This is a genomic window from Variovorax palleresanus, from assembly GCF_051144945.1.
Lineage (GTDB): Bacteria > Pseudomonadota > Gammaproteobacteria > Burkholderiales > Burkholderiaceae_C > Variovorax > Variovorax paradoxus_S.
Genome location: NZ_JBJNVP010000002.1, coordinates 531,171 through 554,185 on the forward strand (window position 1 = coordinate 531,171; position 23,015 = coordinate 554,185).

The 23,015-nt window shown below is 67.4% G+C and carries 23 protein-coding genes; 9 read left to right on the top strand and 14 right to left on the bottom strand.

The genetic code is table 11. From position 1 onward, the window contains the following. Nucleotides 1–80: 80 nt before the first annotated feature. The 3 genes from ACJ7Z0_RS06260 (at nucleotide 81) to ACJ7Z0_RS06270 (ending at nucleotide 4,170) form a co-directional block, all read left to right on the top strand. Nucleotides 81–3,158, top strand: a complete 3,078-nt coding sequence (locus tag ACJ7Z0_RS06260) for a helix-turn-helix transcriptional regulator (protein WP_434789137.1) — start codon at nucleotides 81–83, stop codon at nucleotides 3,156–3,158. Between the two features lie 118 nt (nucleotides 3,159–3,276). Further along, nucleotides 3,277–3,636, top strand: coding sequence for a group I truncated hemoglobin (locus ACJ7Z0_RS06265; protein ID WP_434789138.1), 360 nt, complete (start codon nucleotides 3,277–3,279; stop codon nucleotides 3,634–3,636). A gap of 63 nt (nucleotides 3,637–3,699) precedes the next feature. Beyond that, a complete protein-coding gene (locus ACJ7Z0_RS06270; protein WP_434789139.1) occupies nucleotides 3,700–4,170 on the top strand; it encodes a cupin domain-containing protein in 471 nt (156 codons plus the stop codon). A gap of 41 nt (nucleotides 4,171–4,211) precedes the next feature. Here ACJ7Z0_RS06270 and ACJ7Z0_RS06275 read toward each other — a convergent pair whose 3' ends face one another. From ACJ7Z0_RS06275 to metE, 4 genes are all read right to left on the bottom strand, one after another. After that, complete coding sequence (locus tag ACJ7Z0_RS06275) at nucleotides 4,212–4,487, bottom strand: DUF4242 domain-containing protein (RefSeq protein WP_431130538.1); 276 nt, start codon at nucleotides 4,485–4,487, stop codon at nucleotides 4,212–4,214. A gap of 214 nt (nucleotides 4,488–4,701) precedes the next feature. Beyond that, complete coding sequence (locus ACJ7Z0_RS06280) at nucleotides 4,702–5,040, bottom strand: alpha/beta hydrolase (protein WP_434789140.1); 339 nt, start codon at nucleotides 5,038–5,040, stop codon at nucleotides 4,702–4,704. A gap of 285 nt (nucleotides 5,041–5,325) precedes the next feature. Then, the gene (locus tag ACJ7Z0_RS06285) at nucleotides 5,326–6,126 is read right to left on the bottom strand and encodes a hypothetical protein (protein WP_434789141.1); all 801 of its coding nucleotides are present in this window, start codon (nucleotides 6,124–6,126) and stop codon (nucleotides 5,326–5,328) included. A 117-nt stretch (nucleotides 6,127–6,243) separates the two neighbouring features. Beyond that, on the bottom strand, nucleotides 6,244–8,598 hold the full coding sequence (gene metE, locus ACJ7Z0_RS06290; protein WP_434789142.1) for a 5-methyltetrahydropteroyltriglutamate--homocysteine S-methyltransferase: 2,355 nt from the start codon (nucleotides 8,596–8,598) through the stop codon (nucleotides 6,244–6,246). 101 nt (nucleotides 8,599–8,699) lie between these two features. Here metE and ACJ7Z0_RS06295 point away from each other — a divergent pair, with 101 nt between their 5' ends. Both ACJ7Z0_RS06295 and ACJ7Z0_RS06300 read left to right on the top strand, forming a co-directional pair. Beyond that, nucleotides 8,700–9,626: a LysR family transcriptional regulator gene (locus tag ACJ7Z0_RS06295; RefSeq protein ID WP_434789143.1), complete on the top strand. Its 927-nt coding sequence runs from the start codon at nucleotides 8,700–8,702 to the stop codon at nucleotides 9,624–9,626. 33 nt (nucleotides 9,627–9,659) lie between these two features. Continuing rightward, nucleotides 9,660–9,815 carry a hypothetical protein gene (locus tag ACJ7Z0_RS06300; protein WP_434789144.1) on the top strand — a complete coding sequence of 52 codons (156 nt, stop codon included), beginning with the start codon at nucleotides 9,660–9,662 and terminating at the stop codon, nucleotides 9,813–9,815. A 12-nt stretch (nucleotides 9,816–9,827) separates the two neighbouring features. Here ACJ7Z0_RS06300 and mmsB read toward each other — a convergent pair whose 3' ends face one another. The 4 genes from mmsB to ACJ7Z0_RS06320 are packed head-to-tail and all read right to left on the bottom strand — an operon-like array spanning nucleotide 9,828 to nucleotide 14,594. Beyond that, nucleotides 9,828–10,727 (bottom strand): 3-hydroxyisobutyrate dehydrogenase, encoded by a 900-nt coding sequence (mmsB, locus tag ACJ7Z0_RS06305; RefSeq protein ID WP_434789145.1) that lies wholly within the window; start codon nucleotides 10,725–10,727, stop codon nucleotides 9,828–9,830. A 31-nt stretch (nucleotides 10,728–10,758) separates the two neighbouring features. Next, nucleotides 10,759–11,874, bottom strand: a complete 1,116-nt coding sequence (locus ACJ7Z0_RS06310) for an enoyl-CoA hydratase/isomerase family protein (RefSeq protein WP_434789146.1) — start codon at nucleotides 11,872–11,874, stop codon at nucleotides 10,759–10,761. Between the two features lie 28 nt (nucleotides 11,875–11,902). Further along, entirely contained in the window at nucleotides 11,903–13,057 is a 1,155-nt protein-coding gene (locus ACJ7Z0_RS06315) for an acyl-CoA dehydrogenase family protein (RefSeq protein ID WP_434789147.1), read from the bottom strand. Between the two features lie 13 nt (nucleotides 13,058–13,070). After that, complete coding sequence (locus ACJ7Z0_RS06320) at nucleotides 13,071–14,594, bottom strand: CoA-acylating methylmalonate-semialdehyde dehydrogenase (protein ID WP_307576426.1); 1,524 nt, start codon at nucleotides 14,592–14,594, stop codon at nucleotides 13,071–13,073. A gap of 139 nt (nucleotides 14,595–14,733) precedes the next feature. Between ACJ7Z0_RS06320 and ACJ7Z0_RS06325 the strand changes: the two genes are divergently transcribed. Beyond that, complete coding sequence (locus tag ACJ7Z0_RS06325) at nucleotides 14,734–15,696, top strand: LysR family transcriptional regulator (protein WP_434789148.1); 963 nt, start codon at nucleotides 14,734–14,736, stop codon at nucleotides 15,694–15,696. Nucleotides 15,697–15,711: 15 nt separating this feature from the next. Further along, nucleotides 15,712–16,878 (top strand): pyridoxal phosphate-dependent aminotransferase, encoded by a 1,167-nt coding sequence (locus ACJ7Z0_RS06330; RefSeq protein WP_434789149.1) that lies wholly within the window; start codon nucleotides 15,712–15,714, stop codon nucleotides 16,876–16,878. Nucleotides 16,879–16,962: 84 nt separating this feature from the next. Here the strand turns inward: ACJ7Z0_RS06330 and ACJ7Z0_RS06335 are convergent, their stop codons facing one another. Both ACJ7Z0_RS06335 and ACJ7Z0_RS06340 read right to left on the bottom strand, forming a co-directional pair. Beyond that, a complete protein-coding gene (locus ACJ7Z0_RS06335; protein ID WP_055805780.1) occupies nucleotides 16,963–17,601 on the bottom strand; it encodes a 3-oxoacid CoA-transferase subunit B in 639 nt (212 codons plus the stop codon). Nucleotide 17,602: 1 nt separating this feature from the next. Beyond that, a complete protein-coding gene (locus ACJ7Z0_RS06340; protein WP_434789150.1) occupies nucleotides 17,603–18,406 on the bottom strand; it encodes a CoA transferase subunit A in 804 nt (267 codons plus the stop codon). Nucleotides 18,407–18,508: 102 nt separating this feature from the next. Here ACJ7Z0_RS06340 and ACJ7Z0_RS06345 point away from each other — a divergent pair, with 102 nt between their 5' ends. Continuing rightward, nucleotides 18,509–19,075: a LuxR C-terminal-related transcriptional regulator gene (locus tag ACJ7Z0_RS06345; RefSeq protein WP_307576419.1), complete on the top strand. Its 567-nt coding sequence runs from the start codon at nucleotides 18,509–18,511 to the stop codon at nucleotides 19,073–19,075. 148 nt (nucleotides 19,076–19,223) lie between these two features. Next, entirely contained in the window at nucleotides 19,224–19,370 is a 147-nt protein-coding gene (locus ACJ7Z0_RS06350) for a hypothetical protein (protein WP_434789151.1), read from the top strand. Nucleotides 19,371–19,390: 20 nt separating this feature from the next. Here ACJ7Z0_RS06350 and ACJ7Z0_RS06355 read toward each other — a convergent pair whose 3' ends face one another. The 4 genes from ACJ7Z0_RS06355 to ACJ7Z0_RS06370 are packed head-to-tail and all read right to left on the bottom strand — an operon-like array spanning nucleotide 19,391 to nucleotide 22,972. Beyond that, nucleotides 19,391–20,386 (bottom strand): Bug family tripartite tricarboxylate transporter substrate binding protein, encoded by a 996-nt coding sequence (locus ACJ7Z0_RS06355; protein ID WP_434789152.1) that lies wholly within the window; start codon nucleotides 20,384–20,386, stop codon nucleotides 19,391–19,393. A gap of 47 nt (nucleotides 20,387–20,433) precedes the next feature. Then, nucleotides 20,434–20,814: a VOC family protein gene (locus tag ACJ7Z0_RS06360; protein WP_431130482.1), complete on the bottom strand. Its 381-nt coding sequence runs from the start codon at nucleotides 20,812–20,814 to the stop codon at nucleotides 20,434–20,436. Further along, a complete protein-coding gene (locus ACJ7Z0_RS06365; protein WP_434792618.1) occupies nucleotides 20,811–21,794 on the bottom strand; it encodes a hydroxymethylglutaryl-CoA lyase in 984 nt (327 codons plus the stop codon). The genes ACJ7Z0_RS06360 and ACJ7Z0_RS06365 overlap by 4 nt, the downstream gene beginning before the upstream one ends. A gap of 2 nt (nucleotides 21,795–21,796) precedes the next feature. Further along, nucleotides 21,797–22,972 carry a CaiB/BaiF CoA transferase family protein gene (locus tag ACJ7Z0_RS06370; protein ID WP_434789153.1) on the bottom strand — a complete coding sequence of 392 codons (1,176 nt, stop codon included), beginning with the start codon at nucleotides 22,970–22,972 and terminating at the stop codon, nucleotides 21,797–21,799. Nucleotides 22,973–23,015: the final 43 nt, after the last annotated feature.

The following is a 23,015-nucleotide window of genomic DNA, read 5'->3' on the forward strand; positions in this document are numbered from 1 at the left end:
AAGCCCTACAAGCGCTTACCGCGTGCAGACTCGTTACATGCCGGCCCCATGGCCGGAAAAGCTCGAGGAGCGGCATGGCCATGCAGGATCGGATCGCTTGTCATCGCTGCGGGCGCGTTTGCCTGCACGCCGACGCGCCATGCCCGGCCTGTGGCGCCGCGCCGGTGGCGAGCCCCGCGGTAGCGGGCGCGACCGAGCCCTTCGTGGGACGCCGCGGCGAACTGCAGGTGGCGCACGATGCGCTCGGCGGTGCTCTGGCCGGGCGTGGCCGCGTGATCATGGTCAGCGGAGAGGCCGGCATCGGCAAGACCCGGCTGGCGCAAGAGGTGGCAACGCTGGCCGTGCGGCGCGGCATGCTGACCTTGTGGGGCCGCTGCCTCGAGGAACCCGGCGCGCCGCCATTCCTGCCCTGGACGCGCGCCATGCAGGCCTGCCTGCGGGCCTGCCGCGACGAGCGCCTGCCGGCGCTGCTCGGTCGGGACGCCGCCGCGGCGGTCGAGATTGCACCCGAACTCGCCGAGCGTCTGCCGCCAGGCACCGCGGTGCCGGCCATCGGCGAAGGCGACCAGGCGCGCTTTCGCCTGTTTGCCGCGGTGGCGCATTTCTGGCGTCAGGTGGCAACGCTGCGGCCGCTGCTCCTGATCCTGGACAACCTGCACTGGGCCGATGCCTCGTCGCTGCGGCTCCTGGCCTTCATTGCGCAAGAGCTCGGCGAGAGCCGCATCGTGCTGCTCGGCTCCTACCGCGAGGCGGATCTGTCGCGCCAGCACCCATTGGCCGCAACGCTGGCCGAACTGTTGAACACGCGGCAGTTCTGCCGACTGCCGCTCCCGGGCCTGAGCCTGGAGGAAACCGAGCGGATGGTCGCAGCGGCCAGCGCCGTGACGCCGCCGCCCGCGGTGATTGCGACCATGCACCGCCGCACCGAGGGCAATCCGCTGTACCTGGTGGAGACGCTGCGCTTCTTGCTGCAGGGCCCGTACGGAACCGACCCGCACGCAGCCGCGGCGCTGGTCGAAACCGTGCCCGGCGGCATTCGCGCGGTGATCGGCCAGCGGCTCAACCGGCTCTCGGCGCCCTGCTGTGCGCTGCTCGCGATTGCCGCCTGCATCGGCCGCGCCTTCGACCTGCCGCTCCTGGCCGAGCTGGCCGGCGCCGACAGCGAGGCCGAGCTGCTGGCCAGGCTCGACGAAGCGCTGTCGCACCGGATCATCGAGATATTGCCGCCCGGACCTCAGTACCAGTTCAGCCACGTGCTGATCCGCGAAGTGCTTTACGACGAGCTGCCCGCGGCACGGCGCGTCGCGCTGCACGGGCGCATTGCCGAGTCGCTCGAGGCGCGCCATGCCGCCGATCCCGACGCGGTGCTGGCGCAGCTGGCCTACCACGCGGCCGCGGCACTGCCCGTGGGCAGCCCGGCGCGCGCGCTGGACATTGCGCAGCGCGCCGCCGCGCGGGCCGTCGCGGTGATGGCGTACGAAGAGGCCTTGCGCTGCTACCGGCTCGCGCTGCAGCTGCAGGAGCGCTGGCTGCCGGCCGAGCGCGCGCGGCACGGCGCCCTGCTGCTCGCTCTTGGCGCGGTGCAGACGCATGCCGGCGAAAACGATGCCGCCGCCGCCACCTTTCTGGAGGCCGCCACGCTGGCGCGCGCGCTCGGCGATGCCGGGCTGTTTGCGCAGGCCGCGCTCGGCTTCGAGAACAACGGCTGGCGCATCAGCGGTCCGGGCGAACAGGCGGCGGCCTTGCTCGAAGAAGCGCTCGCGGCGGCCGATCGCTTCGATGCCGCGCTGCGCGTCGACCTGCTCGCCGCGCTGTGCCGCGCCTGCATCTTCTGCGGCCGACAGCCTGAGGCCAATGCGGCGCAGCGCAGCGCGGTGGCACTGGCGCGCGAACTGGCGATGCCGCGGCCGCTGTTCAAGGCCCTGGCCGCGATCCTGCCGGCGCGCGGCGATCCGGGGCAGCTCGAGGAGCGCCTGCGCTGCGCGCGCGAAGCCTTCGACGTGGCGGAACACGCCGGACATCTCGAATGGGTCGACTCGCTCACCGGCTGGTACTTTGGCGACCTGGTCGAGAAAGGCGCGCTCGACGCAGCGCGCTCGCTGGCGCAGGTGCACGCGCGCGTGGCGGACGCGATCCGCCAGCCCTTCATGCAGGCCATGGGCCTGGCCAGCCTCACCCTGCTTGCTGCGTACGAAGGCCGCTTCGCGGATTCCGAACGGCTGGCCGGCGAGACCTTCACGCTCGGGCAGCGCTTTTTGTCCGGCAATGCGCAGGGTGCCTACAGCCTGCAGATCTTCGTGCTGCGACGCCAGCAGGGCCGGCTCGGCGAGGTGCTGCCGGTGCTGCGCGGGCTGGTCGGCCGCGTGCCGCGCAACAGCCTGTGGCAGCCCGGCCTCGCGCTGATCTGCGCCGAGCTCGAACTGCACGAGCCCGCCCGCGAGGCTTACGAAGCGCTGGCGGCCGACGACTTTGCGGGCATTGCGCGCGACGGCATGTGGCTGACCAACATCGTCTTTGCCGCCGAGGTCTGCGCCCGCCTGGGCGATCTGCCGCGCGCGGCAACGCTTTACCAGCTGCTCGAGCCCTATGCCGGGCGCAACGTGGTCACCGGCACCAACATTGCCTGCTTTGGCGCCGTGGACCGTTACCGCGGCATGCTGGCCGCACTGGCGGGAGACGACGAGAGCGCCGCGCTCCATTTCGCGGCCGCGGCCGCACTCGACGAGCAAGGCGGCAGCCGGCCCTGGCTCGCGCACAGCCGCTTCGAATGGGCACGGTGGCTGGCCCGGCGCGGCGGCGATGAGGCGGCCGCCAAATCGCATCTGGAAGCGGCGCTTTCGATCGGTCGCGAGCTCGGCATGGCCGGCCTCGCCCGTCGCTGCGAGGCGCTGCAGCGCGAACTCGAAGGCGCCGCTCGATCACCTGCGGCGCCCGAGGGCCTGAGCCCGCGCGAAGTCGACGTGCTGCGGCTGCTCAGTGCCGGCCACAGCAACCAGGCGATCGCGCAGCGGCTGTTCATCAGCCCGCACACGGTGGCCCACCACGTGCGCCACATCCTCTCCAAGACCGACTGCCGCAGCCGCACCGAGGCCGCGGCCTGGGCGCACCGCCATCGCGTGGCGTCCGAAGGCTCGACGGCGTCCGCTGCCGGCCGCTAGCCACTGGCCGCGCGCGGCCCAAATGGTCAATTCGGGCGATGTGCGGCCGCGCCGGCCGTCCTATGGTCTGTCCCAGGCCCGGCGCCGCCGGGTCGGCAAACCAGAAGGAGTGTCTCGTATGCCCGCAACCCTTTATGAACGGCTCGGCGGCGAGGAGCGCATCCAGCGGCTCGTGACCGACGTGGTCGAGAACCACTACAACAACCCGCTGATTCGTTCCCGCTTCGCGAACAGCAACCGCCCCGAGGTGGAGCGCCACGTGGTCGAGTTCCTCTGCGCCGGCAGCGGTGGCCCGCAGTGCTACACCGGCAAGGACCTGGTGACGGCGCACAAGGGCATGAACATCAACGAGCAGGAACTGGTCGCCGCAATCGACGACATCCTGGCGGCGATGTCCAAGAACGGCTACGACCAGGCCGAAAAGAACGAGGTGGTCGCCATTCTTTATTCATTGAAGGGCGACGTGGTGCGGCTGTAGAGAAAGCCCCGCCTCCCGCTCGCGCCCCGGCGGCGCTCGCCGGTGAACTGGAAAGGAAAGACCATGACACGCCAACCATTTGCTGCCTGGGCGATCGGAGCCACCCTGATAGCGGCCATCGCGACGAGTTGGGCCCAGACCGCTGACCACCGGATGATTTCGGCCGCCGACTTGAAATGGGCCGACGTTCCCTCGCTGCCGCCGGGCGCAAAACTCGCGGTGCTCGAAGGACCGATGAGCGAGGCCGTGCCCTTCACGGTGCGCATCAAAGTGCCGGCCAACTACCGGATTCCGCCGCACTGGCATCCGGCCGTCGAGCGGGTGACCGTGCTCTCGGGCACCTTCCACATGGGCGTGGGCGACAAGCTCGACATGCAAAAGTCGATGCCCGTGGCCACGGGCGGCATGATGATCCTGCAGGCCAAGACGCCGCACTTTGCATGGACCCAGGAGGAAACCGTGGTGCAGCTTCACGGCACCGGCCCGTGGGGCGTCACCTACGTCAATCCGGCGGACGACCCGCGGTCGAAATAGCCGGAGAGCAAACGAGCGGCGCAGGGCCGCTCGCTGCCGGTTCAGACCACAACGGCCTCGGCCTGCACCGCAGGCGGGCGCAGCTCGTCGACCTCGATCACCACGTCGGCCGGCAACCCGTTGCGCTGCGCCGCCTCGCGGATCATCTCTGCGCTGGGCGCCTCGTACAGGCAGTAGGTCTTCTTCTTGTCGGCGCTCAAGAACGAATACAGCCAGCGGACCCCGACGTCGTCGTTGATGCGCATGATGCTGGCCGCGCCCTCGGGCGAGACCTCGAGTGCATCGGCAAAGGTGCGTTCGATCAGATAGAGAGGCATGGCAACTCCTTCGTACGGGTGAGGCTGACATCGTAGGACGGGCAGGCGCCAGGCGTTGCATGTGTTTCCCCCGCCTGGCCATTCGTACTACCCTGCCATCTACCCATGCTTCGCGCCAAAAAGCAAAAAGCCGTACGGCGCTTTGGGCACCGTCCGGCTTTTTGTTGTTGCTGGGGCAAGCGGCGTGCTGCCGCTGTTCCCGAGCCTGCCCTGATTACAGGCCGGCCTGGCGCGTGAAGCTGCGAGCTTGCGAAGGGATCACGCTGCCTGCGAAGGCTTCGCGGCGCAGATTCTGGCCGGGTGCGTGCGCGGCGGCAACGGCTTCGTTGCGAACTTCGGCGCGGTCGGCCGAAGCCAGCACCGGAGCCACGACGGCCGAAGCAGCGTCGCTGTAGGCGTTGCCTTCGCGGGCGGCGGCTGCGGCTTGCGGTGCCACGTCGGCACGGCTGTAGCCGGCGCTCAGGGGCTGCACGCCTTCGTAGGTTTCTGCGTGGGCGCCAGCGGCGGCGAGCAGGGAGAGAGCGGCGGCGGCGAGGATGTTCGAGGTCTTCATTTCAATTTCCTTCTTGATCGGGCTTTGGATGCCTCGAAGTTTGCGCCTCAATTAGCAGGGAAAACCCTAGCCAATCGAATCGCAGTGTTCATGAAACTGAAACAATGACGGGGAACTTTCTGGACGGGAGGGCGAAAGTGCTCATCACGAGCGATGGGTCTTCGTCCAGGCGACGAGTATCGCGCAGCACAGCGATGCACGTTGCATGCCAGCCACCGCGCCCTGCAATGCGGCGTTCGCCCTATGCCTTGGCGCCTGACAAGTACGCCACTGCGCGCGCGGCGGTCAAGAGCGGGGCCAGCCGCGCACCAGCGTCCGGATCGCCACGGCGCCGCTTGCCTTGACCTCGGCGCGGTAGCTGCCCACCAGTGCTTCGCGCTCGGCCGCGGCCTGCGCATCGTTGCGCCATGCGAGCAAGGCGGCCACGTCCGCATCCGGCAGGGCAGCGAGCAACGCCTGCGTGACCTGCTTTTCGAACTCGCGCGCCACGATCAGCAGGTTGCGCGGGCGCGGCGACGTGACGCCGCGCGACCACAGCGTGTCGACGGCCATGTCGAGCGTGCGGTCGGGCAAGGAAGTGAACTGGCTCGCGTTGCCGCGCGCCAGCTGCTTGACGACGGAGCTCAGCAGCAGCTGGCTCGAAAAATCGACTTCGCGCACGTCGGCCACGGCCATGCGCTCGAGCAGTTCCGTGCGTGCGGGATCGGCCAGCTTCGCGCGCTCACGGTTGAAGAACTCCAGCTTGCCCGCGTCGTCCATCGCGGCGTAGTCGGCGCGCAGCTTCGAGAACCGGGCCACGGCGGCCTGCACCTGCGGGCCCGGCGCCGCGCCGCCCTTGCCGGCAGCCGCCACTTCCTGCTGGATTGCCGCAACGGATGCGGCCACGTCGAACGACCGCGCAGCAGCCGCGTCCAGCGACTGGAGCGCCTTGTCGGCAATGGCCTGGTCGGAGGGCTCCAGCAGCTGGCGCGCATCGCGCGACACTGCCCCCGGCGCATAGGCCGCCTGGTAGCGCGCCTGCACGCCCTCGAACTGCAGCAGGGCCTGGGCACGGTCTTGCGCCCAGCCCATGACGGGTGCGAGCAACAACGACAGGAGAAGAACGACGGGTGCGAGGAAGAAGCGTCTCGGTGAAACTGAAAAGGCAACCATGCGCCATTATTGATTGGCGCTTGCCATGGCCGCCCTCTCCCGCCCCGGGCTTCAGGCGGTCGCCAATTCCTTGCGCAGCAGCTTCGCAGCCGCCACCATGTTCGACAGCGCGGCCTCCGTCTCGGGCCAGCCGCGGGTCTTCAGGCCGCAATCCGGATTGATCCAGAGGTTCTCGAGCGGCACCACACCGGAGGCCTTGCGCATCAGGCGCACGATCTCTTCCACCGTGGGAACGCGCGGCGAATGGATGTCGTACACACCGGGGCCGATCTCGTTCGGGTAGCGGAAGCCGCCCGCATCGTTCTCGCCACCCAATCCGCCGAACGCGCGCAGCAACTCCATGTCGGAACGGCTGGTCTCGATGGTGATCACGTCGGCATCCATGGCCGCGATCTCCGGCAGGATGTCGTTGAACTCCGAATAGCACATGTGGGTGTGGATCTGCGTCTCGTCGCGCACGCCCGAGGCGCTGATGCGAAAGGCCCGCGTGGCCGACTTCAGGTAGGCCGGCCAGCCGGCGCGGCGCAGCGGCAGGCCCTCTCGGATCGCGGGCTCGTCGATCTGGATGATGCCGATGCCGACACCCTCGAGGTCCACCACCTCGTCGCGGATCGCCCAGGCAATCTGCTCGCAGGTGGTGCTGCGCGGCTGGTCGTCGCGCACGAAGGACCATTGCAGGATGGTGACCGGCCCGGTCAGCATGCCCTTCATCGGCAGCTTGGTGAGGCTCTGCGCATAAGCAGTCCACTCGACGGTCATGGGCGCGGGGCGCGCCACGTCGCCGAAGATGACCGGCGGCTTGACGCAGCGCGAGCCGTACGACTGCACCCAGCCGTTGGCGGTGAAGGCAAAGCCGTCGAGCTGTTCGCCGAAGTACTCGACCATGTCGTTGCGCTCGGCTTCGCCGTGCACCAACACGTCGATGCCCAGTTCTTCCTGCTTGCGCACGGCCAGTGCAATCTCGGCGCGCATCTTCTCGCGGTAGCCTGCTGCATCGAGCTCGCCGCGCTTGAAGGTGGCACGCGCGGCGCGTATCTCCTTGGTCTGCGGAAATGAGCCGATAGTGGTGGTGGGCAGCGCGGGGAATGCGAAGCGCGCGCGCTGCACCAACTGCCGCCGACCGAATGCGGACGTGCGCTGGTCATCCCCGGCCACGCTGCGTGCCAGCCGCAGTGCCACGTCGACGCGGTGCACCCGCGGGCTGCTGCGCCGCGCGGCCACTGCCGCGCGCGCGGCCTTGAGTTCTTCGGCCACCGAGCCTTCGCGGCCGTCGAGCACGGCACGCAGCACGCGCAGCTCGTCGAGCTTCTCGATTGCAAAGGCGAGCCATGACTTGAGTTCCGCATCGAGCTTGTTTTCGGCGGCCAGGCTGAACGGCACATGCAGCAGCGAGCAGGACGGCGCAATCCACAGCTCGCCGCGGTTCTTGTCGACCACCGGGCGCAGCGTGGCCAGCGCCGCGTCGGGGTCGGTGCGCCAGATGTTGCGGCCGTCGACGATGCCGACGGACAGCACCTTGTGTGCGGAGAGCCAGTCGGCCACGCCGGTCAGATCCTGCGGCGCGCGCACGGCGTCCACGTGCAGGCCGGCCACGGGCAGCTGGCAGGCGAGGCGCAGGTTGTCCGAGAGCGGCGAGAAGTACGTGGCCAGCAACAGCTTGGGCGCGCTGCGAGCCAGTTGCCAGTAGGCGCGCTCGAAGGCGTTGCGCCAGGCATCGGGCAGGTCCAGGCCGAGGATGGGCTCGTCGATCTGCACCCACTCCACGCCCTGCTGCTTGAGGCGGTTCAGCACCTCTTCATACACGGGCAGCAATGCGTCGAGCAGCGAGAAGCGGTCGAAGCCGGCTTCTTTTTCCTTGCCGAGGTACAGGAAACTCAGCGGCCCGAGCAGCACGGCCTTGACCGCATGCCCGGCCTGCTGCGCCTGCGCCACTTCGTCGAACAGCCGCGTCGATGCGAGCTTGAACTGCGTGGCCGCGGTGAACTCCGGCACGAGGTAGTGGTAGTTGGTGTCGAACCACTTGGTCATCTCGAGCGCGAAGGTGCCTTCGTGGCCGTGGTTGCAGCTGACATCGTGCACGTGGTCGGCCTCGTCTTCCACGCCGCGCGCCATCTTGAAGTAGCGCGACAACTCGGGCTCGTCGCCCTTGAACCCGAAGCGCTCGGGTTCGCAGCCGAGCAGCTGGATGTGGTTGGCCACTTGGTCGTAGTACGCAAAGTCGCCCACGGCCACGTAGTCGAGCCCCGCGTCGCGCTGGGCCTGCCAGTGGCGTTCGCGCAGCTGTTCGCCGACGGCTTCGAGCGCGGCGCGGTCGATCTCGCCGCGCCAGTGCTTTTCGAGTGCGAACTTGAGTTCCCGGTTGGCGCCCATGCGCGGAAAGCCGAGGGTGTGGATGCGGGTGGTCATTGCAGGTAATCCGGTCGCTGTATCTTGAGAATCCGCAATGGTCGGGCTTTGGGGCATATGATTCAAACGAAACGTTTTGCCCTTTCACTTGAAATTCATTCATGTTGCAGTCGATCCTCGAGATACGCCACCTGCGCACGCTCGTTGCGCTGCGCGACACCGGCAGCCTGGTGCGCGCGGCGCAATTGCTCAACCTCACGCAATCGGCGCTGTCGCACCAGATCAAGCTGCTCGAAGACCGCTACGGCGCACAGCTCTTCGAGCGAAAGTCGGTCCCGCCGCAGTTCAGCACCACCGGGCTGCGGCTCTTGCAGCTGGCCGATACCGCGCTGCCGCTGGTGGAAGAAGCCGAGCGCGACGTGGCGCGGCTTGCCTTGGGACGCAGCGGGCAGCTGCGCATCGTGGTCGAGTGCCACACCTGCTTCGACTGGCTGATGCCGGCCATGGACGCCTTCCGCCAGCGCTGGCCGGAGATCGAACTCGACATCGTCTCGGGCTTTCACCCCGACCCGATCGCGCTGGTGATGCAGAACCGCGCCGAAGTGGCGATCGTCTCCGAAGAGGACCCCGACGAGACGGTGGACTACCACGCGCTGTTCCGCTTCGAGATCGTCGCGCTGCTTGCCAACGACCATGCGCTCGCGGCCAAGACGCATCTCACGGCGCGCCATTTTGCCGACCAGACGCTCATCACCTACCCGGTGCCGGACGAGATGCTCGACATCGTGCGGCAGGTGCTGGCACCGGCCGGCGTGGAGCCCGCGCACCGGCGCACGACCGAGCTCACGGTCGCAATGCTGCAGCTGGTGGCCAGCGGCCGCGGCGTGGCGACCTTGCCGCTCTGGGCAGTGCAGAACTATCTGGACCGCGGCTACGTGACGGCGCGGCGCGTGAGCAGCAAGGGCCTGACGGGGCGGCTCTACATGGCCTGCACGCAGGGCACTTCGGGCCAGCCGTGGCTGGCGGACTTCGTGCGCATCACGCGCGAGAGCTGCTTCAAGAGTTTGCCGGGCATCGAGCTGCTCTGACGCGGCGGCCGCGACCGCAAGGTACAGTCGGGAATGAACCCACACACGCCCAGCGCCCCTAATCCGCCCGAAACGGCTCCCGCCGAGGTCACGGAGACCCAGGCGTTCACACGCGCATGGGTCGTGTTTCTGCTGCTGTTCGTGGGCGTGCTGGCCCTTCTGTGGGCCAACGACGCGCTGTTCGGCTAGAGGCTAGAGACGCTAGGACGACGACTTCTGCACCAGCTTCAGCACGCTTGAGAAATCGAGCGCGCCATGGCCCGCGAGGCTGTGCGCCGCATAGAGGCTGCGCGCCAGCCCGCCGAGCGGCGTGGCTGCACGCACGGCCGTGGCGTTTTCCTGTGCGAGGCCGAGGTCCTTGAGCATCAGGTCGGTGCCGAATCCGCCCGCGTAGTTCTTCGATGCGGGCGCGGTTTCCATCACGCCGGGCATCGGGTTGTACTTTTCGAGCACCCAGTTGCCGCCGGAGCTGCGCCGCATGATTTCGGACAGCACCTTGGGATCGAGCCCGTTGGCAACGCCCAGCGCCAGCGCCTCGGATGTGCCGATCATCAGGATGCCGAGCAGCATGTTGTTGCAGATCTTCGCGGTCTGGCCCGCGCCGATGCCGCCCGCGTGGAAGATGTTGGCGCCCATCTTCTCGAGTACCGGACGCGCGCGGTCGAGGTCGTCGGTTTCGCCGCCGACCATGAAGGTCAGCGTGCCGGCAATCGCGCCGCCCGTGCCGCCGGAAACCGGCGCATCGATCATTGCAATGCCCTTGGCGGCGGCCGCCTCGGCCACCTTGCGCGAGGTGGCGGCCGCGATGGTGCTGCTGTCGATCACGAGCGCGCCGGCGCGAATGCTGTCGAGCAGCGCCGGCTTGCCCGCGCTGCCGAGAAACAGGCCTTCCACGTGCGCGCTGGCCGGGAGCATGCTGATGACCACGTCTGCATCGGCCACCGATTCGGCAGCCGATGCGGCAATGGGCAGGCCTTCGGCAGCGTATTTCTTGCAGGCCTCGCCCGAGAGGTCGAAGGCCTTGACTGCGTAACCCGCCTTGCGCAGGTTCAGCGCCATGGGGCCGCCCATGTTGCCGAGTCCGATGAATGCGATTTTCATTTGCTTGTCTCCGTTGTATTTGTGAAGAGGCTCAGGCCAGCGCAGCCAGTTCCGCGGGCATCTCTCCGCGCGGACGCAGGTGGTCTTCGATGAACGCGGGCGTGATCTCTTCGATGGTGGCGGGGTTCCAGCGTGGATTGCGGTCCTTGTCGATCAGCACCGCGCGGATGCCCTCGGCAAAGTCCTTGTGCGCGCAAAAGCCCAGCGAGGCCCAGTATTCGAGCCGGAACACCTCGGCCAGCGACATGCGGTGCACGCGCTGCCAAAGCTCGAAGCTCAGCGCGGCCGAGCTCGGGGCGCCCTTCATGAAGGTCTTGGACGCGGACTGCAGCCACGGATCGTCGCTCTGCAGGTTGCGCAGGCGCTTCGCGATGTCGAGCAGGTCGTCGCCGGCCATCAGCGCGTTGATGGTGTCGTAGTGCTCGCGCACCTTCGAGGCCGGCATTGCGGCGCCCTCACCGGCGCGCGCAAGAATGCGCGAGAGTTCGGCGCGGTCGGTCTTCTGGTCCCCACTCCAGCGTGCGGCCGCAATCGCTTCGAGCACCTGGCCCTTGCGCTCGTGCGGCACCAGCACGTCGGCCAATCCGCAGAAGATGGCATCGGCCGCATTGAGGTTCGCAGCCGTCAGCGCCAGGAAGAGGCCCGTGCGGCCGGGCGTGCGCCGGAGGAACCAGCTTCCGCCCACATCGGGGTACAGGCCGATGGCGATCTCGGGCATGGCGATGCGGCTCTGCGCCGTGACCACGCGGTGCGAGCAGCCCGACATCAGACCCACGCCACCGCCCATCACGATGCCGTGGCCCCAGCACAGGAAGGGCTTGGGAAAGGTGTGGATCAGGTGGTCGAGCTCGTACTCCTCGCGGAAGAAATCTTCGGCGTAGGTGTTGCGTGCGGGACCGCATTCAAGCAGGGTTTGATACAGCTGGCGCAAGTCGCCGCCGGCGCAGAAGGCTTTCTCGCCCGCGGCCTGCAGCAGCACGCCGACGATGCCATTGTCGGCCGCCCATTCGCGCAGCTTGGGCGTGAGCAGGCGCACCATGTCCACGGAAAGCGCGTTGAGCGAGGCCGGTGCGTTGAGCGTGGCAACGCCGAAGCGCTGGCCGCCGGCGGTCTTGATTTCGTCGAAGAGAACTACGGAGTCGGTCATTGTCTTGAGAGGTTCTGGATGCGGGGTTTCAGCGGATGTCGCTGTCCCCTTCCAGCAATTTTCGCGCAACGATCACGCGCATGATCTCGTTGGTGCCTTCGAGGATCTGGTGCACGCGGGTATCGCGCACCAGCCGCTCCAGCGGGAACTCGCTCAGGTAGCCGTAGCCGCCGTGCAGCTGCAGTGCGTCGTTGCACACGTTGAAGCCTGCATCGGTCGCAAAGCGCTTGGCCATGGCGCAATAGGTGCTGGCATCGGCATGGCCCGCATCGAGCTTGCTTGCCGCGAGCCGCACCATCTGCCGCGCCGCGACCAGCTCGGTTGCCATGTCGGCCAGCTTGAACTGCAAGGCCTGAAAGCTCGCGATCGGCTTGCCGAACTGCTGGCGCTCGTGCAGGTAGCGGCGGGCCGCATCGAGCGCGCCCTGCGCCGCGCCCACCGAGCAGGTCGCGATGTTGATGCGCCCGCCGTCGAGCCCCTTCATGGCAATGCGAAAGCCCTCGCCTTCCTTGCCCAGCAGGTTCTCGGCCGGCACGCGCACGTTGTCGAAGTTGATGGTGCGCGTGGGCTGGCTGTTCCAGCCCATCTTGTGCTCCTTCTTGCCGTAGCTCACGCCCGGCGCGTCGGCCGGCACCGCAAAGGCCGAGATGCCGCCCGCGCCGCCGCCGCCCGTGCGCGCCATGAGCACCAGCATGTCGGTCGCGCCCGCACCCGAGATGAAGGCCTTGCCGCCGTTGATGACGTATTCATCTCCCTGCAGCTCGGCGCGCGTCTTGAGCGAGCCCGCATCCGATCCGGCGCCCGGTTCGGTGAGGCAGTAGGAAGCGAGCTTGCGCCCGCTCGTCAAGTCTTCGCCCCACTGCTTGGCAACCGCATCGGTCGCCCAGGTGCCGAGCATCCACGTGGCCATGTTGTGGATCGTGATGAAGGCCGTGGTCGACGGATCGACCGCGGCCATCTCCTCGAACACCAGCGCCGCGTCGAGCCGCGGCAAGCCGAGGCCGCCGACGCGCTCGGGCGCATAGAGCCCGCAGAAGCCCAGTTCGCCGGCCTTGGCGATGGCCTCTTTCGGAAAGATGGCCTCCGCATCCCACCGCGCTGCATGCGGCGCGAATTCGGCCTGTGCAAAATCCCGCGCACTCTGCGCGAAGGCGCGCTGCTCTTCTGAAAGTTCGAAGTCCATTCGCCCGGTTTCTTTACTTGAGGCTGATGGTCGTATTCACGCCATGGGACACGGTGCTGTCGTCGAACCAGCGTGCCGTCACGGTCTTGGTCTGCGTGTAGAACATGATGACCTGCTTGCCGTAGGGGCCCAGGTCGCCGAGCTTGGAAGCACGCGAACCGGTGAACGAGAACATCGGCACCGGCACCGGAATCGGCACGTTGATGCCGACCTGGCCCACGTCGATGTCTTCCTGGAAGCGGCGCGCCGCGGCACCCGACTGCGTGAAGATGGCCGTGCCATTGCCGTTCGGGTTGCTGTTGATCAGCTCGATCGCCTCGTCGATGTTCTCGGCGTCGGCCACGCAGAGCACGGGCCCGAACACCTCCTGGTCATAGATCGTCATGCCGGGCTTCACGCCCGAGAAGATCGTCGGGCCGACGAAGTTGCCCTTCTCGTAGCCGGGCACCGTAGGCTTGCGGCCGTCGAGCTCGAGCTTGGCGCCGTCGGCCACGCCGCGTTCGATGAGGCCGTTGACGCGCTCAAAAGCAGCGCACGAGACCAGCGGGCCCACGTCCACGCCCTTCTCGGTGCCGGCACCGATCTTCAGCGTCTTGGCCTTCTCGATGAGCTCGGGCACCCAGTTGCGGGCCTCGCCCACCAGCACCGCCACCGACACCGCCATGCAGCGCTGGCCCGCCGCACCGAAGCTCGCGCCCGCCAGTGCGTTGAGGGTCTGCTCCTTGTTCGCGTCGGGCATCACGATGGCGTGGTTCTTCGCACCCATCATGCATTGCACGCGCTTGCCGGCCAGCGTGGCGCGGTTGTAGACGTGCGTGCCGACCTTGGTCGAGCCGACGAAGCTGATCGCCTTGATGTCCTTGTGGTCGCAGATGCCGTTGACCACGGCTTCGCCGCCGTGCACCACGTTCAGCACGCCGGGCGGAATGCCGGCTTCGAGCGCCAGCTCGCAAAGGCGCATGGTCACCATCGGGTCTTGCTCCGAAGGCTTCAGCACGAAGGTGTTGCCGGTGACGATGGCCATCGGGAACATCCACAGCGGGATCATGGCCGGGAAGTTGAACGGCGTGATGCCGGCGCACACGCCCAGCGGCTGCAGCAGCGTGTAGGTGTCGACCCCGTTGGCCACGTTGTTGGCCAGCTCGCCGAGCTGCAGGTTGCCGATGTTCGATGCGTGCTCGACCACTTCGAGGCCGCGGAACACGTCGCCCTCCGCGTCCGGCAGCGTCTTGCCCTGCTCGGCCGTGAGGATGGCAGCCAGTTCGCCCATGTTCTCGCGAATGAGCTGCTGGTACTTCAGGAAGATGCGGGCGCGCGCGCCGATGGGCGTCTTGCGCCAGGTCTTGAAGGCGTCTTTGGCGGAGGCCACGGCGGCGTCGAGTTCGGCCTGCGTGGCAAAGGGCACGCGGGCCAGCACCTCTTGCGTGGCCGGGTTGACGATGTCGCGCCATTCGGTGGTCTTCGATTCGACGAACTTGCCGCCGATCAACAGCTTGACGGTGGCGACCTGGGTCTTGGGGGTGGTGGTGGCGTCCATGGGGTTTTGTCTCCTGTGAATACGGGCCTGGATGGCAGGTTCAAGCCGCATCCTAGCTTTGCAGATTTGCCATGACAATAGACAAATATGCGCTATCGCTTTGCAAAAATGCAGAGCCAACGCCACGGGACGCACGCACATGGACTGGGACAACCTTCGCTACTTTCTGGAGCTGGCCCGCTCGGGCACGCTGATGAGCGCGGCGCGCCGGCTGGAGGTGGATCACACCACGGTGGCGCGGCGCATCCAGGCGCTCGAAAAGGAAGTGGGCGCGCCGCTTTTCTCGCGTGAGGCGGGCGGCCACCGGCTCACCGAAGCGGGCCGCAAGCTGCAGCCGCAGGTCGAGGCCATGGAGAGCGCGTTCCGGGCGGTGGAAAGCACCGCGCCGGCCTCGCAGGAGGGCCTGTCGGGGCTGATCCGCATCGGCGCGACCGAAGGCTTCGGCACCGTGGTGCTGGCGCCGCAGCTTGCACGGTTTGCGCAGCAGCACCCCAAACTCACCATCGACCTGCTGGCGATGCCGCGCCTGGTGCATCTGTCGCGCCGCGAAGCCGACATCGTGATTTCGCTGGAGCGGCCGGCACGCGGCGCCGTGGTGGTGACCAAGCTCACCGACTACACGCTGCGGCTCTACGCGTCGAAGGAGTACCTGGCCGCGCACAAGCCCATCAAGACGCGCGAAGACCTGCGCGGCCACACCTTCATCAGCTACGTGGACGACCTGCTCTTCAGCAAGGAACTGCAGTACCTCGACGAACTGCATCGCCCCGACGCCTTTGCGCTGCGCAGCACCAGCGTGCTCGCCCAGCACCAGGCGGTGGTGGCGGGCGCCGGCATTGCGGTGCTCCCGGCCTTCGTGGCCGAGCGGGACCCGGCATTGCGCCCGGTGCTGGAGGGCCAGGCGAACTTCACGCGCACGTTCTGGATGTCGATGCCGGCCGAGACCAAGCACCTGGTGCGCATGCAGGCCGTGTGGAGCTTCCTGCGCGAGACGGCGCAGGCCCAGCAGCCGCTGCTGCTGTTGCCGCAGAATGCGGAAGAATCCGAAGACAGGCACGGCGCGCCGCCACGGTCGCCGCGCCCACGCAAGCAGGGTCTGTAGCCACCAGGAGATCGCATGCCACGCCATCGTCCCGCAAGGCTCGAACACATTGCAGGCATCGGCGTCGACCGCATGGGCGCCATTGCCGACGATGCGGACGGGCCGCCCTTTCTCCGCCTCGAAAACCTCGACGTCGACATTCCGCCGGACCCCGAGGCCATCGCGCGCACCGTGCGCGCCGCTTCGGAAGATGCGGACAACAGCTACCTGCCCTTCGTCGGCCAGTCGCGCCTGCGCGAGGTTGCCGCGCGGCATGTGTCGGCGCTCTCGGGGGTGGACTACAGCGCGCGCAACTGCGTGATCTCGGCGGGCGGCCTCTCGGGCATCCTCAACGCGCTGCTCGCGACGGTCGAGGTGGGCGACGAGGTGCTGGTGACCGACCCGACCTACGCGGGGCTGCTCAATCGCATCCGGCTCGCAGGTGGGACGCCGAAGTACGTGCCCTTCGTCTTCACGCCCGGCGGTGAATGGAAGCTCGATCGCGCAGCGCTGCAGGCCGCCATCGGCCCGCGCGTGCGCGTGATGCTGCTGATGTCGCCCTCGATGCCGACCGGCGGCTACTTGGGCGAAGACGACTGGCGCGCCATTGCCACGCTGTGCGTGCGGCACGACCTCACGCTCATCCTCGACACCGCCATGGAGCGGCTGCTGTTCGACGGCCGCCGGGTGATTCATCCGGCCGGTCTTCCCGGCATGGCGGAGCGCACGATCACAGTGGGCTCGTCGGCCAAGGAGCTGCGCATGATCGGCTGGCGCGTCGGGTGGACCATCGCGCCCGAGGCGTACATGCCCGACCTGGTGGCTGTGTCGCTCGCCAACGTGGTAGTGCCGGTGGGCATTGCGCAGGATGCGGTGGCGACGGCGCTCGAACAGTCGGCGAACACGCTCACACCCTATGTGGCCGAACTGGAACGGCGGCGCGACACGGTGCTCGACGAACTCCGGGGCCTCCCTGTCGGCGTGCCGGGCGGCGGTTGGTCGCTGCTGCTGCGTACCAGCGATTTCGGCATCGACGGGCAGGCGTTGTCCGAACGCCTGTTGAAGGCACGTGTGTGCGCGACCGCGATGAAAGGCTGGGGCGAAACGCACGGCACGCAATACCTGCGTTTCGTGTTCTCCAACGAACCGGTCGAGCGCCTGCGCGGGCTCGGCGAGAAGGTGCGGGCCGCACTGGGCGCGTGAGCTCGGCGCGAAAAGACAGTGCCCTCCCCCAACGACAAGGGCCGCGAGAGCGGCCCTTGTCGATGTCGTCGCAGTGCGTACGGCCTACTGGATCAGCTTGGCCCCCGTCTTCGCCTGCAGCGTATCGAAGCTCACGCCCGGCGCAAGCTCGACCACCTTGAGGCCTTCAGGCACCACGTCCATCACGGCCAGGTCGGTGATGATGCGGTCGACCACGCCCACGCCGGTCAGCGGCAGCGTGCACTTCTCGAGGATCTTCAGGTCCTCGGTGCCGTCCTTCTTCTTGGCCACGTGCTCCATCAGCACGATGACGCGCTTCACGCCGGCCACCAGGTCCATGGCGCCGCCCATGCCCTTCACCATCTTGCCGGGGATCATCCAGTTGGCGAGGTCGCCCTGCACGCTGACCTGCATCGCGCCGAGGATCGAGAGGTTGATCTTGCCGCCGCGGATCATCGCGAAGCTGTCGTGGCTGCCGAAGATGGCCGAGCCGGGCAGCGTGGTGACGGTCTGCTTGCCGGCGTTGATCAGGTCGGCGTCGACCTGGTCTTCGGTCGGGAACGGGCCGATGCCCAGCATACCGTTCTCACTTTGCAGCCACACTTCCTTGTCGCCGACGAAGTTGGCCACCAGCGTGGGAATGCCGATGCCCAGGTTCACGTAGAAGCCGTCTTCGAGTTCTTGCGCCGCACGCGCGGCCATTTGGTCTTGGGTCCAGGGCATCTCAGGCTCCTTTGTTGTTCTTGACGGGGGCGGGCACTTCACTGCCGGCGGCGGCCTGCGCAATGGCGGCCTGCGCTTCGACCTTGGCGGCGGCCGCATCGGTCGGGGCGGCCGCGCTCACGGTGCGCTTTTCGATGCGCTTCTCGGGCTTGGCGTTCAGCACGATGCGGTGCACGTAGATGCCCGGCAAGTGAATGTCGTCTGGGGCCAGTTCACCCACTTCGACGATCTTCTCGACTTCGACGATGCAGATCTTGCCGGCCATGGCGGCGGCGGGGTTGAAATTGCGCGCCGTGAGGCGAAAACGCAGGTTGCCCGACTTGTCGGCCACGTCGGCCTTGACCAGTGCCACGTCGGGCACCAGCGAGCGTTCCATCACGTAGGTTTCGCCGTCGAACTCGCGCAGCTCCTTGCCCTCGGCCACCTGCGTGCCAACGCCGGTCTTGGTGAAGAAGGCCGGAATGCCCGCGCCGCCCGCGCGCAGCTTTTCGGCCAGCGTGCCCTGGGGCGTGAACTCCAGCGCGAGCTCGCCCGCGAGGTACTGGCGCTCGAACTCCTTGTTCTCGCCCACGTACGACGCGATCATCTTCTTGATCTGCCGCGTCTCGAGCAGCTTGCCGAGGCCGAAGCCGTCGACGCCCGCGTTGTTGGAGATGCAGGTGAGATCTTTGACGCCGGAGTCGTGCAGCGCATCGATCAGCGCCTCGGGAATGCCGCACAGGCCGAAGCCGCCGACCGCGAGCGTCTGCCCGTCGGCCACGACCCCCTTGAGTGCCGCGTCTGCGGAGGGATAAATCTTGTTCACTCGGGCTCCTTGATGGATGGTGGAGAGTTGGCGAAAGCTTTTGAAGAGCCTTGAACGATACTACGTACTCATATACGTAGTATTTCGTAATGGTGACCCCCGATGCAGGAGATCGATTACCGCCTGGCTTTCGAACATGCCCCCGTGGGCATGGTGGTTTCGCGCAACCGCACCATCGTGGCCTGCAACGAGCGGGTGTGCGAGATCTTCGGTGCAACGCCCTCTGCATTGGTCGGGCATTCGTTCAGCATTCTCTACCCGAGCGTGGCCGAGTTCGAGCGTATCGGCAAGCGCATGGAGCCCTTCCTCAACGCCAGCGGCCGCTATGCCGACAACCGCATGATGAAGCGCCTGGGCGGCCTGCACGGCGCCATTGCCGGGGAAACCTTCTGGTGCCACGTCACCGGCCACGCCATGAACCGGGCCGCGCCGCACGAGGCCGGCATCTGGACCTTCGAAGACCTGGGATCGCGCCGCGCGGTCAAAGCCGAGCTCACGCCGCGCGAGCGCGAGGTGGCGGCGCAGGTGATGCGCGGGCTCACGTCCAAGGAGATCGGCAAGGCGTTGGGCATCAGCCACCGCACGGTGGAGTTGCACCGCGCGCGGCTGATGCGCAAGTACGCGGCGGCGACCACGGCGGAGCTGGTGCAGAAGCTCATTGCCGGCTAATTCTTCGCAGCTACTCTGACCTGGTTCCGCGGGGATCGTTGCAAAAACGGAAACGCGGTGTCGCGCAAAGGCCCGTGCCGCGGTGCCTTGCGATGACTATCTTTGAGGCATGCGGGCAAGTCGCCCGCTGCCATTCAGGAGTATCGATATGACCACACCTCTTCATTCCGAAAAGAACCTGTTTCTCGCGTCGAAGCTGTCGATTGCGCGGGTGCAAGCCCTGGCGTCGCACCGACTGCCAGTCACGCTGACCTTGGCAGCCATCATTCTCTCGGTGCTCGGCGTCAAGCCGTAGCGCGTTACGGCCAAGCCGGGTCACTCTGGCTTGATGTCCGCCGCCTTGATCACCTTCGCCCAGGCCGCCAGTTCCTGGTCGACGAACTTGCCCAATGCGGCCGGGTCCATGTAGGTGGCGAAGGCGCCCTGCTCGTCCACCTTCTTGCGGAACGGCTCGCTCTCGACGATTTTCTTGATCTCGGCGCTGAGCTTGGCAACGACGTCGGGCGGTGTCTTTGCCGGTGCGAACACCGCGAACCACGATTCGACCTCGTAGCCCGGGAGCCCGGCCTCGGCCGAGGTCGGCACGTCGGGCATCGACGGATGGCGCTTGCTGCCGGTGTAGGCCAGCGGCTTGATGCGCCCGCCCGCGAAGTGGCCGATGACCGAGGGCGGCGTGGTGATGAACATGTCGACGTTGCCCGCGATCAGGTCGTTGATGGCTGGACCCGAGCCCTTGTAGGGCACGTGCGTCATCGGCTGCTTTGCCTGCCGCGACAGCAGCTCGCCCGCGATGTGCTGGATGGAGCCGTTGCCCGACGAGGCGTAGAACAGGCCGCCCTCTTTCTTCTTCTTGCCGTATTCGACCAGCTCCTTCATCGAGCTGACCGGCAGCTTGCCGCTCACCGCGACGACGTGCGGTGCGCGCATCACCAGCGCCACGGGCACGAAGTCCTTGGTCGGGTTCCACTTGATCTGCGGAAAGAGCGCGGGGTTGCCGACGTGGTAGCCCGAATACTGCATGAGCAGCGTGTAGCCGTCGGGCGCGGCGCGCGCCACGGCCTCGGTGCCGATGTTGCCGCTGGCGCCCGGTTTGTTGTCGACCACGATGGGCTGGCCCAATGCGCGCTGCAGCGGGTCGGCCACCATGCGCGCAATGATGTCGGTGGACCCCGCGGGTGCGGTGGGCACGATGAAGGTGATCGGCTTGGCGGGCCATGTGTCGGCGCCGGCAGCGGAGGCCGCGGAAGCAGCCGAGGCCGTGAGTGCGAGGCCAAGGCTTGCGGTGGCCAGAATGCGATGAATGGGTTTCATGGTTTTGTCTCCGATGTTTTTTGCAGCTTGTCTTCCCGGCCGGCCCGTCAGGGCGCCAGCTCGGATATCTCGATGAGATTCAGGTCGGGGTCGCGCATATAGACCGAGCGGATGCGCGACGTGGCGCCGGTGCGCATCACCGGGCCTTCGAGGATCGGCACGCCCTTGTCCTTCAGCCGCGCGATCACGTCCTCGAGCGGCACGCTCGCAATGAAGCACAGGTCCAGCGAACCCGGCGTGGGCAGCTGCGCCTTGGGCTCGAACTCGTGGCCCTTCACGTGCAGGTTGATCTTCTGGTTGCCGAAGCGGAAGGCCTTGCGGTTGGCGCCGAAAGTCTCCAGCGCCATGCCCATCGCATCGACATAGAAGCGGGTGCAGGCCTCTTCGTCGGTGGTGGTCAGCACCAGGTGGTCCAGATGGTCGATCATGCGTTCAGCTCCTTGCCGCGGCGCGCATGCGCACGCGCCGCGATGTCGTTGAAATCCGGCGGCGGCGCATGCCGCGTGAGCCGATGTCCGGCACGGGCGACCTGGCTCGGCAAGTCGTGCTGCACCAGGGCCTCGAGCTCCGACGCGGCGCCGATCAGGCCTTCGAGATCCATGCCGGTGTCGTAGCCCATGCATTGCAGCATGTGCACCACGTCCTCGGTGGCCACGTTGCCGGTGGCGCCGGGTGCGTAGGGGCAGCCGCCGATGCCGCCCAGCGACATGTCCAGCCGCTCGATGCCCGCCTCGACCGCCGCCACCGTGTTCGCCAGCCCCATGCCGCGCGTGTTGTGAAAGTGCGCGGTCCATTGCAGGCCGGGGTGCCTTGCCATCACGGCCTCGCAGAGGGCCTGCACCTGCGTGGGAAACGCCATGCCCGTGGTGTCGCACAGCGTGATGCCCTGCACCCGCAGCGCCGCGAAGCGGTCGATCCATTCCAGCACTGCAGCCACCGGTACTTCGCCTTCCATGGGGCAGCCGAACACGCACGAGAGCGAGACGTTCACGGGCACGCCGGCCTGCCTGGCCAAAGCGATGACCTCGGCCAACTGCGCGAACGACTGCTCACGCGTCATGCGCAGGTTGCTGAGGTTGTGGGTTTCGCTCACCGACATGACGACGTTGAATTCGCCGATGCGGCTCTCCAGTGCGCGCTCGGCCCCGCGTAGGTTCGGCACCAGCGCGGTGTAGACCACGCCAGGCCGGCGCGCAATGCGCTGCATCACCTCTTCGCCGTCGCGCAGCGCCGGAATCGCCTTGGCCGAGGTGAACGAGGTCACCTCGATCTTGGCGTAGCCCAGCGTGCTCAAACGGTCGACCAGCGCGATCTTGTCGTCGGTCGGAATGAAGCGGCTTTCCATCTGAAAGCCGTCGCGGGTGGCTACTTCGTTGATGAAGAGCCGCTTGCCCTTGCCTTCTTTCATACTCATACGGCCTCGCTTTCTTGGCCACGGCGCACCGGCCAGCCCGCGCCCTGCAGATCGCCGGTGTGTTCGCCGAGCCGCGGCGCGGGGTGCGCGATGCGCCCTGGCGTCGCGCTGAGCTTGGGCACGACGCCGGGCACCTTGAGCATTTCTCCGTCGGCGGTGCTCGTCTCCACGATCATCTGCCGCGCCAGGTATTGCGGATCGGTGGCGATGTCGGCCACCGTGTAGATGCGCCCGACCGGCACGCCGGCCGCATCGAGCACCGCCAGCACCTCGTCACGGCTGCGCTGCAGCGTCCAGGCTTCGATGGCGGCGTCGATCTCTTCCACGCGCCGCACCCGGCCGTCGTTGTGCACCAGTTCCGGATCGCTCTCCAGGTCCGTGCGCTCGATGGCCCGCATCAACCGGCGGAAGATGCTGTCGCCGTTGCCGGCCACCAGCACGTAGTGGCCATCGCTGCACTTGTAGGCATTGGTCGGCGCAATACCGGGCAGCGCACTGCCGGCACGCTCGCGTACCGCGCCGAAGGCGTCGTACTCGGGCAGCAGGCTTTCCATCACGTTGAAGACCGACTCGTAGAGCGCCACGTCGATGAACTGCCCTTGCCCGCCATGCGCCGTGCGGTGGTGCAGCGCCGTGAGCACGCCGATCACGCCATGCAGTGCGGCCAGCGTGTCGCCGAGCGAGACGCCCACGCGCACCGGCACCCGGCCCGGCTCGCCGCTCAGGTAGCGCAGCCCGCCCATCGATTCGCCGAGCACGCCGAAGCCCGGCTTGTCGCGGTAGGGGCCGGTCTGCCCGTAGCCCGAGATGCGCAGCATGATGAGCCGGGGGTTGAGCGCGTGCAGCTGCTCCCAGCCCAGACCCCAGCCTTCGAGCGTGCCGGGCTTGAAGTTCTCGATCAGCACGTCGGCTTCGAGCGCCAGTGCGCGCACCGCCTCCTGGCCTTCGGCGCTGCGCAGGTCCAGGCACACCGAGCGCTTGTTGCGCGACTGCACCTCCCACCACACCGAGGTGCCTTCGCGCAGCAGCCGCCACTTGCGCAGCGGGTCGCCGACGCCCGCGGGTTCGATCTTGATCACGTCGGCGCCGAACTCCGCAAGCGTCTTGCCGGCGAACGGTCCGGCGATGAGCTGGCCGAGCTCCAGCACCTTGAGGCCTTCGAGTGCGTTCATCTGCGTCTGTCTCCTGTGGGAATGCCCCAACTCTAAGAACAGA

What these genes read in the sequence shown, in the direction of transcription:
- ACJ7Z0_RS06260 (WP_434789137.1), top strand. Translation starts at nt 81, where the DNA reads ATGCAGGATCGGATCGCTTGTCATCGCTGCGGGCGCGTTTGCCTGCAC.
- ACJ7Z0_RS06265 (WP_434789138.1), top strand. Translation starts at nt 3,277, where the DNA reads ATGCCCGCAACCCTTTATGAACGGCTCGGCGGCGAGGAGCGCATCCAG.
- ACJ7Z0_RS06270 (WP_434789139.1), top strand. Translation starts at nt 3,700, where the DNA reads ATGACACGCCAACCATTTGCTGCCTGGGCGATCGGAGCCACCCTGATA.
- ACJ7Z0_RS06275 (WP_431130538.1), bottom strand. Translation starts at nt 4,487, where the DNA reads ATGCCTCTCTATCTGATCGAACGCACCTTTGCCGATGCACTCGAGGTC.
- ACJ7Z0_RS06280 (WP_434789140.1), bottom strand. Translation starts at nt 5,040, where the DNA reads ATGAAGACCTCGAACATCCTCGCCGCCGCCGCTCTCTCCCTGCTCGCC.
- metE (WP_434789142.1), bottom strand. Translation starts at nt 8,598, where the DNA reads ATGACCACCCGCATCCACACCCTCGGCTTTCCGCGCATGGGCGCCAAC.
- ACJ7Z0_RS06295 (WP_434789143.1), top strand. Translation starts at nt 8,700, where the DNA reads ATGTTGCAGTCGATCCTCGAGATACGCCACCTGCGCACGCTCGTTGCG.
- ACJ7Z0_RS06300 (WP_434789144.1), top strand. Translation starts at nt 9,660, where the DNA reads ATGAACCCACACACGCCCAGCGCCCCTAATCCGCCCGAAACGGCTCCC.
- mmsB (WP_434789145.1), bottom strand. Translation starts at nt 10,727, where the DNA reads ATGAAAATCGCATTCATCGGACTCGGCAACATGGGCGGCCCCATGGCG.
- ACJ7Z0_RS06310 (WP_434789146.1), bottom strand. Translation starts at nt 11,874, where the DNA reads ATGACCGACTCCGTAGTTCTCTTCGACGAAATCAAGACCGCCGGCGGC.
- ACJ7Z0_RS06315 (WP_434789147.1), bottom strand. Translation starts at nt 13,057, where the DNA reads ATGGACTTCGAACTTTCAGAAGAGCAGCGCGCCTTCGCGCAGAGTGCG.
- ACJ7Z0_RS06320 (WP_307576426.1), bottom strand. Translation starts at nt 14,594, where the DNA reads ATGGACGCCACCACCACCCCCAAGACCCAGGTCGCCACCGTCAAGCTG.
- ACJ7Z0_RS06325 (WP_434789148.1), top strand. Translation starts at nt 14,734, where the DNA reads ATGGACTGGGACAACCTTCGCTACTTTCTGGAGCTGGCCCGCTCGGGC.
- ACJ7Z0_RS06330 (WP_434789149.1), top strand. Translation starts at nt 15,712, where the DNA reads ATGCCACGCCATCGTCCCGCAAGGCTCGAACACATTGCAGGCATCGGC.
- ACJ7Z0_RS06335 (WP_055805780.1), bottom strand. Translation starts at nt 17,601, where the DNA reads ATGCCCTGGACCCAAGACCAAATGGCCGCGCGTGCGGCGCAAGAACTC.
- ACJ7Z0_RS06345 (WP_307576419.1), top strand. Translation starts at nt 18,509, where the DNA reads ATGCAGGAGATCGATTACCGCCTGGCTTTCGAACATGCCCCCGTGGGC.
- ACJ7Z0_RS06350 (WP_434789151.1), top strand. Translation starts at nt 19,224, where the DNA reads ATGACCACACCTCTTCATTCCGAAAAGAACCTGTTTCTCGCGTCGAAG.
- ACJ7Z0_RS06355 (WP_434789152.1), bottom strand. Translation starts at nt 20,386, where the DNA reads ATGAAACCCATTCATCGCATTCTGGCCACCGCAAGCCTTGGCCTCGCA.
- ACJ7Z0_RS06360 (WP_431130482.1), bottom strand. Translation starts at nt 20,814, where the DNA reads ATGATCGACCATCTGGACCACCTGGTGCTGACCACCACCGACGAAGAG.
- ACJ7Z0_RS06365 (WP_434792618.1), bottom strand. Translation starts at nt 21,794, where the DNA reads ATGAAAGAAGGCAAGGGCAAGCGGCTCTTCATCAACGAAGTAGCCACC.
- ACJ7Z0_RS06370 (WP_434789153.1), bottom strand. Translation starts at nt 22,972, where the DNA reads ATGAACGCACTCGAAGGCCTCAAGGTGCTGGAGCTCGGCCAGCTCATC.